General features: G+C 63.9%; 10 protein-coding genes. All 10 read left to right on the forward strand.

Annotation, left to right across the window (positions count from 1 at the left end):
* The first annotated feature begins 2 nt into the window (after positions 1-2).
* The 10 genes from QMA15_RS07095 to hutG all read left to right on the forward strand — a co-directional run bounded on the left by QMA15_RS07095 (position 3) and on the right by hutG (position 12,456).
* Entirely contained in the window at positions 3-1,145 is a 1,143-nt protein-coding gene (locus QMA15_RS07095; protein WP_290283805.1) for a CoA transferase, read from the forward strand.
* Between the two features lie 37 nt (positions 1,146-1,182).
* Complete coding sequence (locus QMA15_RS07100; protein WP_020909174.1) at positions 1,183-1,845, forward strand: IclR family transcriptional regulator; 663 nt, start codon at positions 1,183-1,185, stop codon at positions 1,843-1,845.
* Between the two features lie 111 nt (positions 1,846-1,956).
* Positions 1,957-2,748: an IclR family transcriptional regulator gene (locus tag QMA15_RS07105; protein ID WP_020909175.1), complete on the forward strand. Its 792-nt coding sequence runs from the start codon at positions 1,957-1,959 to the stop codon at positions 2,746-2,748.
* 109 nt (positions 2,749-2,857) lie between these two features.
* On the forward strand, positions 2,858-4,426 hold the full coding sequence (hutH, locus tag QMA15_RS07110; protein ID WP_290283806.1) for a histidine ammonia-lyase: 1,569 nt from the start codon (positions 2,858-2,860) through the stop codon (positions 4,424-4,426).
* Positions 4,423-5,496: a histidinol-phosphate transaminase gene (locus tag QMA15_RS07115; protein ID WP_290283807.1), complete on the forward strand. Its 1,074-nt coding sequence runs from the start codon at positions 4,423-4,425 to the stop codon at positions 5,494-5,496. Before hutH ends, QMA15_RS07115 begins: the two co-directional genes overlap by 4 nt.
* A 16-nt stretch (positions 5,497-5,512) precedes the next feature.
* Positions 5,513-6,877: an FAD-linked oxidase C-terminal domain-containing protein gene (locus QMA15_RS07120; RefSeq protein WP_020909178.1), complete on the forward strand. Its 1,365-nt coding sequence runs from the start codon at positions 5,513-5,515 to the stop codon at positions 6,875-6,877.
* 202 nt (positions 6,878-7,079) lie between these two features.
* A complete protein-coding gene (locus tag QMA15_RS07125; protein WP_020909179.1) occupies positions 7,080-8,516 on the forward strand; it encodes a cytosine permease in 1,437 nt (478 codons plus the stop codon).
* Positions 8,517-8,559: 43 nt separating this feature from the next.
* Positions 8,560-10,233 carry a urocanate hydratase gene (gene hutU / locus QMA15_RS07130; protein ID WP_019745352.1) on the forward strand — a complete coding sequence of 558 codons (1,674 nt, stop codon included), beginning with the start codon at positions 8,560-8,562 and terminating at the stop codon, positions 10,231-10,233.
* 37 nt (positions 10,234-10,270) lie between these two features.
* The gene (hutI, locus tag QMA15_RS07135) at positions 10,271-11,464 is read left to right on the forward strand and encodes an imidazolonepropionase (RefSeq protein WP_021331956.1); all 1,194 of its coding nucleotides are present in this window, start codon (positions 10,271-10,273) and stop codon (positions 11,462-11,464) included.
* 23 nt (positions 11,465-11,487) lie between these two features.
* Positions 11,488-12,456 (forward strand): formimidoylglutamase, encoded by a 969-nt coding sequence (gene hutG / locus QMA15_RS07140; RefSeq protein ID WP_279164238.1) that lies wholly within the window; start codon positions 11,488-11,490, stop codon positions 12,454-12,456.
* The last annotated feature ends 12 nt before the right edge of the window (positions 12,457-12,468 follow it).

Below are 12,468 nucleotides of genomic sequence, written 5' to 3' on the forward strand. Positions count from 1 at the left end.
ACATGTCTGCACTTCCACCACTCGACGGCATCCGGGTCATCGACCTCTCGCGCATCCTCGCCGGACCCTACTGCACCGCACTGCTTTCCGACGCCGGTGCGGACGTCGTCAAGATCGAATCCGAACACGGTGAAGACTCGAGGCACCTCGGCCCGTTCCGCGACGGTGAAAGCATCTACTTCAACGTGCTCAATCGTGGCAAGCGTTCGGTGGCACTCAACCTCAAGGACGACGAGGACCGTGAGGCGCTGCTGACGCTCATCGAGACCGCCGACGTCGTCGTGGAAAACTTTCGCCCTGGCGTCACCAAGCGCCTGGGAATCGACTACGAGGCTGCGCGGGCTCGCAATCCGCGGATCGTGTACGCGTCGATCTCCGGTTTCGGCCAGGACGGACCCATGTCCGGCGCCGCCGCCTACGACCTTGTAGTCCAGGCTCTTTCGGGAATCATGAGCATCACCGGCTCGGAAGAATCCGGCCCGACCCGGCTGGGTGAGTCGTTCGGAGACCTGGTCGCCGGGCTGTTCGCTGCCTGGGGAATCAGTACCGCCCTGCTGGGCGCTCGGGCGACCGGGCTCGGGCAGCATCTGGACGTCGCGATGTTCGACAGCATGCTCGCCATGCTGCCGACAGCACACAGCCAACTGCAATCCACCGGGCTCACTCCCCCACGCGTCGGTAACCGTCATCCGGTGTCGACACCATTCGACACCTATCGGGCCGACGACGGACTCTTTGTCCTCGCGGTTGCGAGCCAATCCGGCTTCGAGAAATTGGCGCAGACGATGAATCGCATCGACCTGATCGCAGATCCTCGATTTGCCGACGACACCGCCCGGACCGAGAACGAGCCGGCACTGCGCAAGGAGATCGAAAACTGGGCTGCCGGAAAGACCGTCGCCGACGTGGTCGGCATTCTCGGCGACGCGGGCCTCGCCGGCTCGGAGATCTGGGACGTCCAGCAGGCACTCACCTCCGCACAGGCCGAGTATCGCGGAGTCGTCGAATCGTTCGAGCACCCGGTAGCAGGAAAGATCTCCTACGTACGACAACCCGTCGTGTTCGGTGAGAGCCAACGCCCCGATGTCCGCCGCAGTCCCCTGCTGGACGAGCACCACGGTGAGGTACTGCCGGGCTCGCGATAGATTCAGCGCAGACATCCCTCGGCACTTGGAGTAGGACATGGCCCCCGGCGACGTGACCCGCAGCGCGAATCGCACGTTCGAACTTCTCGGTGCGATCGTCGAGCACGGCGGATTGACGCTCGGCGACGCCGCCAAGGCAACCGATCTGGCAACCAGTACCGCCCTTCGCCTGATCAGAAGCCTCGAACAAACCGAGTTCGTCGTTCGCGGCGAGGACAACGTCTATCGCGTCGGCCCGCGGCTACTGCAGATCGGAGCTCGCGCTCTCGGCGACAATCAACTGTTGCCGAGAGCCCGGCCCGCGATGAAGGCCATCGCCGAAACCACGAGGGAATCGACCTACCTGTCGACGATGGGACCGAAAGACACTGCGCTGTATCTCGATCAGATCGAGGGCACGCACGCGATCCGCCACATGGGGTGGGTGGGACAGAGCGTTCCCCTGGACGGCACCGCCGTCGGCGCAGCGTTGAGCGGCAAGGTAGGTGAGAGCGGGTACGCCATTGCGCACGACACCATCGAGGATCACTCGACCGGAGTTGCCGCGCCGATCTACAACGCAGTCGGTCAGATAGCCGGAGCGCTCAGCGTCGTCGGCCCGACATTCCGTCTGACGGACGAGGTCTGCGCCAGCCACGGTCGCGTCTTGGTGGAGCACTGCGCACGGTTGTCCGCGGAACTCGGCAGCCAGGCACCCTGAGCACTTGGCGATTCAGTCTCGTATCCGAGCGCTTGGCGATTCAGTCTCGTATCCGAGACAATGTGGTTCCCCGCTCCGGATTTCCTACCTACTCGTAAGGACACACCCCACATGACGACGAGTCGCGTGAAATCTGCTGAGCGCGTGCTCGACGTGCTCGATCTCCTGGCCCGCCGGGGTGTGCCGCTGGCGACGGCCGAAATCTCGAGCGCCCTCGACCTGCCGAAGAGTACGACGCATCATCTACTCAATGTCATGCGAGATCGACGGTTCGTCTCGTACTGGGCTGATCAACGCGCCTGGACCCTGGGTGTCTCGGCGTTCGAAGTCGGTGCGTCGTACATGCGCTCGGGCCCACTTCACCGTGAGGGCCAACGATTCATGCTGGCACTCACTCAGTCGACGGATGAGACGTCCCATCTGGCGGTACTACAGGGCTCTGACGTCATCTACCTCGACAAACGTGAACCGCTGAAGCCGGGCGTGCGATTGGTGACCGAAATCGGGACTCGCCTTCCAGCGCATCTCACCGCAGTCGGGCGCGCGATTCTGAGCCGTCTGGACGTGGAACAGATCAGCGCGCTCTACGAGGGATACACCTGGCCGACGCGGACCGGAACGGGGCCGTCGACGCTCGCCGAACTGCGAGAACTGCTCGCCGCAGCACGTGAGAGCGGATATGCGGTCGAAGAGAATGCGACGACATCCGGGATCAATTGCATCGCCAGCCCCGTGATCACGCGGGACGGTCGTCCGGTCGCAGCTCTCGGCGTCACCTTCCTCTCCGGCTCCAAATCGGCCGAGGAGAGTGCCCTGATCGCCGACCGAGTGCGCGCCGTAAGCGCTGAGTTCTCCGCCGATCTCGGAGATCGAATGGTGGAGACCCCGACCGCAGACATGTAGCCAATTTCTCCGCTGCGTACTTTGCGGGCCTTGTTTTCGTCTCATATTCAAGACTAGAGTCTCGTATACAAGACTTGCTGGATCACCACCGCATCATCATTGGAGTCCCATGAACGCCACCCCTGCCACCCATACAGCCACCCGAACCATTGAGGTCGGAATCGGGGCTGTCACCATCGCCGACGTCGTCGACGTCGCGCGCAACGGTTACGGCGTCGCATTGACCGCGGAATCACTGACCGCGATCGCCGAAAGTCGTGCACGCATCGAGGCCCTGGCCGCAGATCCCACGCCGGTCTACGGGGTTTCCACCGGATTCGGTGCACTTGCCACCCGGCACATTCCGGCGCATCTGCGGACGCAGTTGCAGCGCAGCCTGATCCGCTCACACGCGGCAGGTTCGGGACCGGAAGTCGAACGCGAAGTGATCCGGGCCTTGATGCTTCTGCGCCTGTCGACGCTCGCCACCGGACGGACCGGAGTGCGCCCCGTGGTCGCACAGGCGTACGCCGACCTACTCACCGCAGGCATCACCCCGGTGGTGCACGAATACGGCAGCCTCGGATGCTCGGGAGATCTGGCACCACTGGCTCATGTGGCGATGGCAATCATCGGCGAAGGTTCCGTCCGCACCGCAGACGGTGAACTCACCAATGCGGCAACAGCATTGGCTGCCCATGGCCTCGAACCGGTGGTTCTGGCCGAGAAAGAAGGCCTCGCACTGATCAACGGTACCGACGGGATGCTCGGCCAACTGGCCCTTGCGATCACCGATCTCGATCATCTGCTCAAGTTGGCCGACATCGCTGCCGCCATGAGCGTCGAGGGCTTGCTCGGCACCGATCAGGTGTTCGCCGCGGACCTCCAAGCGCTTCGCCCCCACCCCGGCCAGGGCGCGGCCGCATCGAACATGGTGCGTCTGCTTGCCGATTCCCCGATCGTCGCCAGCCATGCGGGCCCTGACTGCACCAGGGTTCAAGACGCGTACTCACTGCGGTGCGCACCGCAGGTCGCCGGCGGCGCACGCGACACCGTCGATCACGCCCGCCTCGTCGCCGGGCGCGAATTGGCCAGTGCTGTCGACAATCCCGTTGTCACCCTCGACGGACGGGTTCGATCCAACGGTAACTTCCACGGAGCTCCCGTGGCTTACGTCTTGGACTTCCTCGCCATCGTGACCGCGGATGTCGCGGGTATCAGCGAACGCCGAACCGACCGCTTCCTCGATGTTGCGCGCAACCACGGTCTGACTCCCTTCCTTGCCGACGACCCCGGAGTCGACAGCGGCCTGATGATCGCGCAGTACACACAAGCTGCCGTCGTGTCCGAACTCAAGCGACTCGCGAGCCCCGCCAGCGTCGACTCGATTCCCTCCTCGGCCATGCAGGAAGATCACGTCTCCATGGGATGGTCGGGTGCACGTAAGCTCCGCCGGTCCATCGACGGTCTCACCCGAGTTCTCGCGATCGAGATACTCACTGCAGCACGAGGAATCGATTTGCGCTCCCCACTCGAGCCCTCACCCGCCACCGGAGCCGTCCTTCGGACCCTGCGCGAGAAGGTGCAGGGGCCGGGCACCGATCGCTTCCTGTCCCCCGAGATCGAGGCCGCGGTGGACTTGGCGGCATCGGGTGCACTCGTTGCGGCCGCGGAGAACGCGATCGGCGCCCTGGCATGAGCGCGCCCGGAGCGCTGCGGCCTCGCCCCCGACCCGAAATCGAAGCACTCCCTCGGTACTCCAAAGCCGCCGGCCTCGAGCAGGTTCGGTGGCGGGCGTCGAGCAACGAGTCGACGGTTGCACCCTCGGCGGCAATTCTCGAGGCCGTCAATCTCGCGGCCTCACACTCGCACTTGTATCCGTCGCTGTTCGGCGACACGCTGATCGCCCGGTTGAGCGACCGCCTGGGTGTCGGCGACGACCAGGTATTGGTCGGCGCCGGGTCGTTGGCACTGCTCCAGCAGGTACTGACCGCATACACGGGCCCGGGCACCGAAGTCGTCTACCCGTGGCGCAGCTACGAGGCGTACCCGATACTGATCGGAATCGCCGGGGCGAGCGGTGTACCCGTCACACTCGATTCCCAACACCGGCACAATCTGAGTGCAATGGCGGCAGCCGTGACTCCGCAGACCCGCGCGGTACTCGTCTGCAACCCCAACAATCCGACCGGAAGCGAGTTCTCGACCGCCGAGTTCGTCTCGTTCGCCCGCTCGATCCCGGGTGACGTCCTCATCCTTCTGGACGAGGCTTACCGGGAGTTCGCGACCAGCGATGTCGACGGCGTCGACCTGCTTCGAGCCTTTCCCAACATCGTCGTATTCCGAACCTTCTCCAAGGCTTACGGATTGGCCGGCCTTCGTGCCGGCTATGCCATCACCAATCCGGCGATCGCAGCGGATCTTTCCAGCGCGGCACCGCCCTTCGGGCTCAGCGCCGTTGCCGAGGCCGCGGCCTGCGCAGCGCTGACCGATCCGGCGCACACCGATTCGATAGTCGAAACGGTAACCGCGGGTCGCGCTCACCTACGTGAGCAACTCGCTGTGCGCGGCGTCGAGTCCGTCCCCAGCGGAGCGAACTTCGTCTGGATCCCTCTCGGCGAGAGAGCTTCTGCACTAGAAGCGGCTTGCGTCGCCCAGGGTGTCTCGGTCCGGATGTTCCCCGGCGAGGGAGTGCGGGTCACCGTCGGCGAGCGGGCCGCAGAAGACGCCGTGATCGCCGCTGTGGATGCTCTCGCACACAACCTTTGACCGACTGGAGAAAAGAATGTCCGTCCACGAACTCGCTCGGTCGATCGGTTCGAGTCGCCTGATCACCGACCCGGCGGTAATGGACTCGTACCGTCGCGACGAGGCCCATCTCGCCGAACCCGGCCATCCGGCAGCCGTCATGCTCGCTGAAACTGCGGCCGACATTTCCGAGGCTCTGAAATGGGCTACTGCTCACCGTGTCCCGGTGGTAACCCGCGGTGCGGGAACCGGTTTGGCGGGTGGCGGGACAGCCGTCGAGGGCTGCCTGGTCATCTCGACCACTCGCATGCGCTCGATTCTCGAGGTCAATCCGGACGATCAGCTCGCTGTCGTGGAAGCCGGGGTGATCAACGCTGACATCAGTCGAGCAGCAGACGAGTACGGGCTGATGTACGCCCCCGATCCGAGCAGCTTCGAGATCTCCACGATCGGCGGAAACATCGCCACCAACGCCGGTGGACTTCGTTGCGTGAAGTACGGCGTCACCCGCGATTCAGTCTTGGGTCTCGAGGTTGTGCTCGCCGACGGTCGGATCGTGCGGACAGGCCGAAGGACCGTCAAAGGTGTTGCGGGATACGACTTGACCAGTCTTCTCGTCGGTTCGGAAGGAACACTCGGAGTCGTCACGAGTGCCACGCTCAAGTTGCAGCCCAAGCCCAAGAGAGCACCGGTCACCGTCGTCGGCAGTTTCGATTCTCTCCGCTCCGCAGCGGACGCGGTTGCCGCGGTCGTTCGCGGCGGGATCGGGCCGAGCCTGCTGGAGCTGATCGATCGAGCAACCCTTCGCGCAGTCGACGACTGGAAACGAATCGGGTTGGAAGACAACACCGCCGCGATGCTGATCGCACAGGCCGATGGGGTCGACGCCGACGCAGCAGCCGCGGCGATGCAGAAGCACTTCGAGCAGGCCGGCGCCGATTTTGTCGCCGTCTCACAGGACGCAGCAGAAGCCGCACAGCTACTCGAGATTCGCCGACTCGCCTATCCTGCATCCGAACGACTCGGGCAATGTCTGGTGGAAGACGTCGGGGTCCCGCGGTCGAAACTGCCCGACATGCTCGAAAGTATCGACCGGGCTGCCGCCGAGCACTCGGTCAAGATCATGACCGTCGCGCACGCGGGTGACGGCAACGTCCATCCGACCTTCGTCTTCGACCGCACTGCCGACGGCTCGGTCCCCGAAGCCGTGTGGACCGCCGCGGACGAGGTCTTCCGGCGCGCTCTCGAACTCGGCGGAACTCTGACCGGAGAGCACGGCGTCGGCGTTCTGAAGCGTCGCTGGCTCTCTCTCGAGCTCGGTGAGGACAGCATGCAACTGCACCGATCGATCAAGGCCGCGTTCGATCCACTCGGAATCCTCAACCCTGGTAAGGGTTTCTGATTCTCGAGCGGTGTTACACAGCATTTACGCGAAATCGGGTTTCAGGTATTGACGCCTGTATATACAGGCATATACATTTATCCGCAGTGACAGTGACCCAGCGCACAGAGCGCCAGGCGCAAAGCACCAAGCACGAAGAAGGTGGGCAATACCCCGACGTCGATTCCGTCGCTCGACGGGCTCGCAGCAGAAAGACAGGCCTATGACTCACGATGGACCGGCCGAGGTCATCCTCACTCCGGAACGACGCACTATCGACGTCGTCCCGGATGCAGAACGACACGGCACCCCGCGCAGCCAGTTCACTCTCTGGTTCGGCGCCAACATGCAGATCACGGCAATCGTCGACGGTGCTCTCGCCGTCGTATTCGGCGCGGACGCCATCTGGGCAATCGTCGGACTTCTGATCGGCAACATCTTCGGTGGCGCTGTCATGGCGCTTCACTCCGCACAGGGCCCGCGCATGGGCCTCCCCCAGATGATCTCGAGTCGCGCCCAGTTCGGCGTCAAGGGAGCCGTCGTACCGCTTGTTCTCGTCATCCTGATGTACCTCGGCTTCGCTGCCACCGGCACCGTGTTGGCCGGCCAAGCCGTCAACAAGATCCTGCACATCGACAGCCCCACCGTCGGCATCGTCGTCTTCGGTCTCCTCACCGCATTCGTCGCGGTCACCGGCTACAAGCTGATCCACATCGTCGGCAGGATCGCCACCGTCGTGGGCATCGTCGGATTCTCCTACCTGGCCGTTCGACTGTTCCTCGAGTACGACGTCGCCTCGTACGTCGGTATCAAGGGCTTCGACATCGTCACCTTCCTGCTCGCGATCTCGCTGGGTGCCGGCTGGCAGCTCACGTTCGGCCCGTACGTCGCCGACTACTCGCGATACCTGCCGCGCAGCACCTCCGAGAGCACCACTTTCTGGTCGACGTTCCTCGGTAGCGTCATCGGGTCACAGTGGTCCATGACCTTCGGCGCCCTCGTCGCGGCCTGCGCCGGCGACGCGTTCCTGGGTAACCAGGTCGGCTTCATGGGAGATCTGGCCGGACCCGCTGCCATCGCCTTCCTGATCTACTTCGTCATCCTGGTCGGCAAGCTGACGGTGAACGTGCTCAACGCGTACGGCGGATTCATGTCGATCCTGACCACCGTCACAGCCTTCAACGGCCAGTCACGAATCTCGAGCACCGCCCGTACCCTCTACATTCTCGGTTTCACCGCTGTCTCGGTGTTGATCGCCATCGCCGCCAGCGCCGACTTCCTGGACAACTTCAAGAACTTCGTCCTGGTGTTGCTGATGGTGTTCACGCCGTGGAGTGCGATCAATCTGATCGACTACTACCTGATCTCCAAGGAGCGCATCGACATTCCGGCGCTCTACGACGTCAACGGTCGATACGGAGCATGGAACTTCACCGCATTGGCTTGCTACGCCGCCGGCGTTCTCGCCCAGATCCCGTTCCTCGCCCAGAAGATGTACACCGGCCCCGTCACGGACATGCTCGGCGGCGCCGACATCTCCTGGATCGTCGGCATCGTGTTCACCGGGCTGATCTATTACCCGCTCGCCAAACGCACCAGCAATCCACCTTCGTCGATGATCTACCCCGATCACACCGCGATGACCGACTCTCGCGTCTGATCCCCCAACATCTTTCGAACTTCAGTTAAGCAAGGAGAACACCATGGAAATCAGCACCCCCGGCCACGAGCCGCGCCCCGTCCGTGCTCCCCGCGGCCCCGAACTCACGACGCTCGGTTGGCAGCAGGAGGGCGCCCTGCGCATGCTCATGAACAACCTCGACCCCGATGTTGCCGAGCACCCGGACAGCCTCGTCGTCTACGGCGGAACCGGTCGCGCAGCACGTAGTTGGGCGGCATTCGACGCCATGGTCGCCACACTGAAGACGCTGAAGAACGACGAGACCATGCTGGTGCAGTCCGGCAAGCCGGTCGGTGTCTTCCGCACCAACGAGTGGGCACCGCGAGTGCTGATCGCCAACTCCAACCTCGTCGGTGACTGGGCGAACTGGGAAGAGTTCCGCCGTCTCGAAGACCTCGGCCTGACCATGTACGGCCAGATGACCGCAGGCTCCTGGATTTACATCGGCACCCAGGGAATCCTGCAGGGCACCTACGAGACCTTCGGCGCCATTGCGAAGAAGCGCTACAACGGATCGCTCGCCGGAACGATCACGCTCACTGCAGGTCTCGGCGGAATGGGCGGCGCCCAGCCTCTCGCCGTCACCATGAACGACGGCGTCGCGATCTGCGTCGACTGCGACATCACCCGCATCGACCGTCGCATCGCCCACAAGTACCTCGACACCAAGGCCGACAGCATCGAGCACGCGCTCGAACTGGCGACAGCGGCACGTGACGCCAAGAAGCCGCTCTCCATCGGCCTCGAAGGCAATGCGGCAGAGATCTTCCCGGCTCTGCTGGAGATGAAGGCCCCCATCGACATCGTCACCGACCAGACCTCGGCGCACGATCCCCTCGCCTACCTGCCGATCGGGATCGACTTCCCCGACATGAAGATCATGTCGGAGAAGGATCCGCAGAAGTTCACCGAAGATTCCCGCAACGCGATGGCCGCGCACGTCAAGGCCATGGTCGGATTCATGGACGCCGGCGCCGAGGTGTTCGACTACGGCAACTCCATCCGTGACGAGGCCCGCAAGGCCGGCTACGACCGCGCTTTCGACTTCCCCGGATTCGTTCCCGCCTACATCCGCCCGCTCTTCGAAGAAGGTCTCGGCCCCTTCCGCTGGGCAGCTCTCTCCGGTGATCCCAAGGACATCGAGGCCACCGACAAGGCCATCCTCGAACTCTTTCCCGAGAACGAGCACCTGCGTCGCTGGATCACCATGGCAGGCGAAAAGGTTGCCTTCGAGGGCCTTCCGGCCCGCATCTGCTGGCTCGGATACGGTGAGCGCCACCTCGCGGGCCTCAAGTTCAACGAGATGGTCGCCTCGGGCGAACTGTCCGCGCCGATCGCCATCGGCCGCGATCACCTCGACTCGGGATCGGTCGCCTCGCCGTACCGCGAAACCGAATCGATGATCGACGGGTCCGACGCGATCGCCGACTGGCCGCTGCTCAACGCCCTGGTCAACACCGCGTCCGGCGCTTCGTGGGTTTCACTTCACCAAGGCGGCGGCGTCGGTATGGGACGCTCCATCCACGCGGGACAGGTGTGCATCGCCGACGGCACCGAACTCGCGGCCAAGAAACTCGAAGCGGTTCTCACCAACGATCCCGGGATGGGCGTCATCCGGCATGCGGATGCAGGATACGACCACGCCATCGACACGGCGGCCACGCGCGGCGTCCGTATCCCGATGACCGAGAACTGAAACAGCTCCACCACCTCACCCTGAGTTAGGAATGACATTGACCACGAATGGTTCTCGAACCACAGTTCTGACCAACATCGGAACCCTCGTCACCAATGACCCGACTCTGGGTGAGGGCAAGCTCGGCGTACGACACGACGCGGCAATCGTTTTCGACGACGACGGCGTTGTTGCTTGGGTCGGCGATTCCGCCGACGCCCCGGCTGCCGATATCGGTCAGGATATCGGCGGTCGGGCCCTGCTCCCCGGCTTCGTGGAGAGTCACTCACACCTGGTGTTCGGTGGCGAGCGGGCTGAGGAATTCGCGGCTCGCATGGCGGGCGAGAAGTACGCCGCCGGCGGCATTCGCAACACCATCGAAGCGACGCGCTCGGCCACCGACGAACAATTGCAGGCCAATGTTCGGCGCCTACTCGACGAATCCCTGCGCTCGGGCAGCACAACCGTCGAATGCAAGACCGGGTACGGGCAGAACACCGAGAGCGAACTACGCAGCGCACTGATCGCCGGACAGTTCACCGACGAGGTCACACTGCTGGCCGCCCATGTTCCACCACCCGAATATGCCGGCCGCGCCGATGATTACGTCGCCATGGCGTGCGACGAGATGATCCCTGCCTGTGCGCCACACGCAAAGTGGATCGATGTCTTCTGCGAGCGAGGAGCGTTCAACCGCGAACAGGCTCATGCAGTCCTGAGCGCAGGCGTCGCCGCCGGACTGATCCCCCGCGTCCACGGCAATCAGCTCGGCGAAGGGCCAGGAGTTCAGCTCGCCGTCGAGATGGGAGCAGCGTCCGTCGACCACGTCACGTACGTCACCGCCGAGGACATCGACGCCCTGGCTCAGAGTTCCACCGTCGCAACACTGTTGCCCGGCGCCGACTTCTCCACCCGCAACAAGTACCCCGACGCACGCGCACTGCTGGACGCCGGAGTCACCGTAGCTCTGGGCGCCGACTGCAATCCCGGTACCTGTTACACCACGAGCCTTCCGTTCTGCATCGCAATTGCGGTGCGAGACATGCACATGACGCCCGCTGAGGCAGTCTGGGCAGCCACTGCAGGTGGCGCTCGGGCGCTGCAGCGCACCGACGTCGGAACCCTTTCTCTCGGAACACGTGCCGACGCCATCGCGCTCGATGCACCGTCGTACCTCCACCTCGCCTACCGCCCGGGCGTCCCTCTGGTGCGCGAGGTCTGGAAAAACGGCGCACTCGCCACAAGCTACTGAAATACACTCACCGGGAGGCCGTCGTGGCACATCAGATCGCAGTCGACATCGAACCCAAGCCGTGGACCGGGCGCTCCGACGGCACCACTGCCGAGCATCTGCGGTGGCATCATGCCGTGCAACCGTATTCAGCCGAATCAGCTCCCGGCGACTGTGTTCTGATCGGATTCTCCAGTGACGAAGGAGTCCGCCGCAACAAGGGCCGTCGCGGTGCCGCGAACGGCCCAGACGCGTTGCGAGCGGGGTTGGCCTCCATGGCGCTGGCCGAACCACTGCAGATTCAGGACGCGGGAACCGTTGCCGTGTCGGGTGAAGAACTCGAGGCCGGTCAGGCCGCACTCGGGAACGCCGTCAGCGTTGCGCTCGATTCGGGACACTTCCCCGTGGTTCTCGGGGGAGGACACGAAATCGCCTACGGTACATACCTCGGCGTCGCGGGCTCCGACTTGCGAACCGCCGGAGCCAAACTCGGAATCCTCAACTTGGATGCGCACTTCGATCTACGTGGCGACCCGATCCCCAGTTCCGGCACGCCCTTTCGTCAGATCGCCGAGGACGAAGCCGCGGCAGGCACCTCACATCAGTACAGCGTGATCGGAATCAGCCAACCGAGCAACACCACTGCTCTGTTCGACACGGCTCACCGCCTTGGCGTTCGCTATCTGCTCGACGAAGAATGCGGAGTGATCGGTCGAGGCGTCGTGGATCAGTTCCTCGCAGACTTCCTCGACGACGTCGATCTGGTCTACCTGACCATCGACCTCGACGTGCTTCCCGCCGCCGTGGCGCCGGGCGTCAGCGCACCCGCGGCCTACGGCGTCAGCCTGGAAACAATCCAATACGTATGTGATCGAGTCACATCCAGCGGAAAGCTCGCGGTTCTCGATGTCGCCGAACTTAACCCGAGCCTCGACATCGACAATCGCACTGCCCGGACCGCTGCTCGCCTGATCCACCGGATAGTCACCAAGCACGTGCCGGTTCGGCGCTAGCCTCGAGCACAT

This window comes from Rhodococcus sp. APC 3903 (assembly GCF_030407755.1).
Lineage (GTDB): Bacteria > Actinomycetota > Actinomycetes > Mycobacteriales > Mycobacteriaceae > Rhodococcus_F > Rhodococcus_F erythropolis.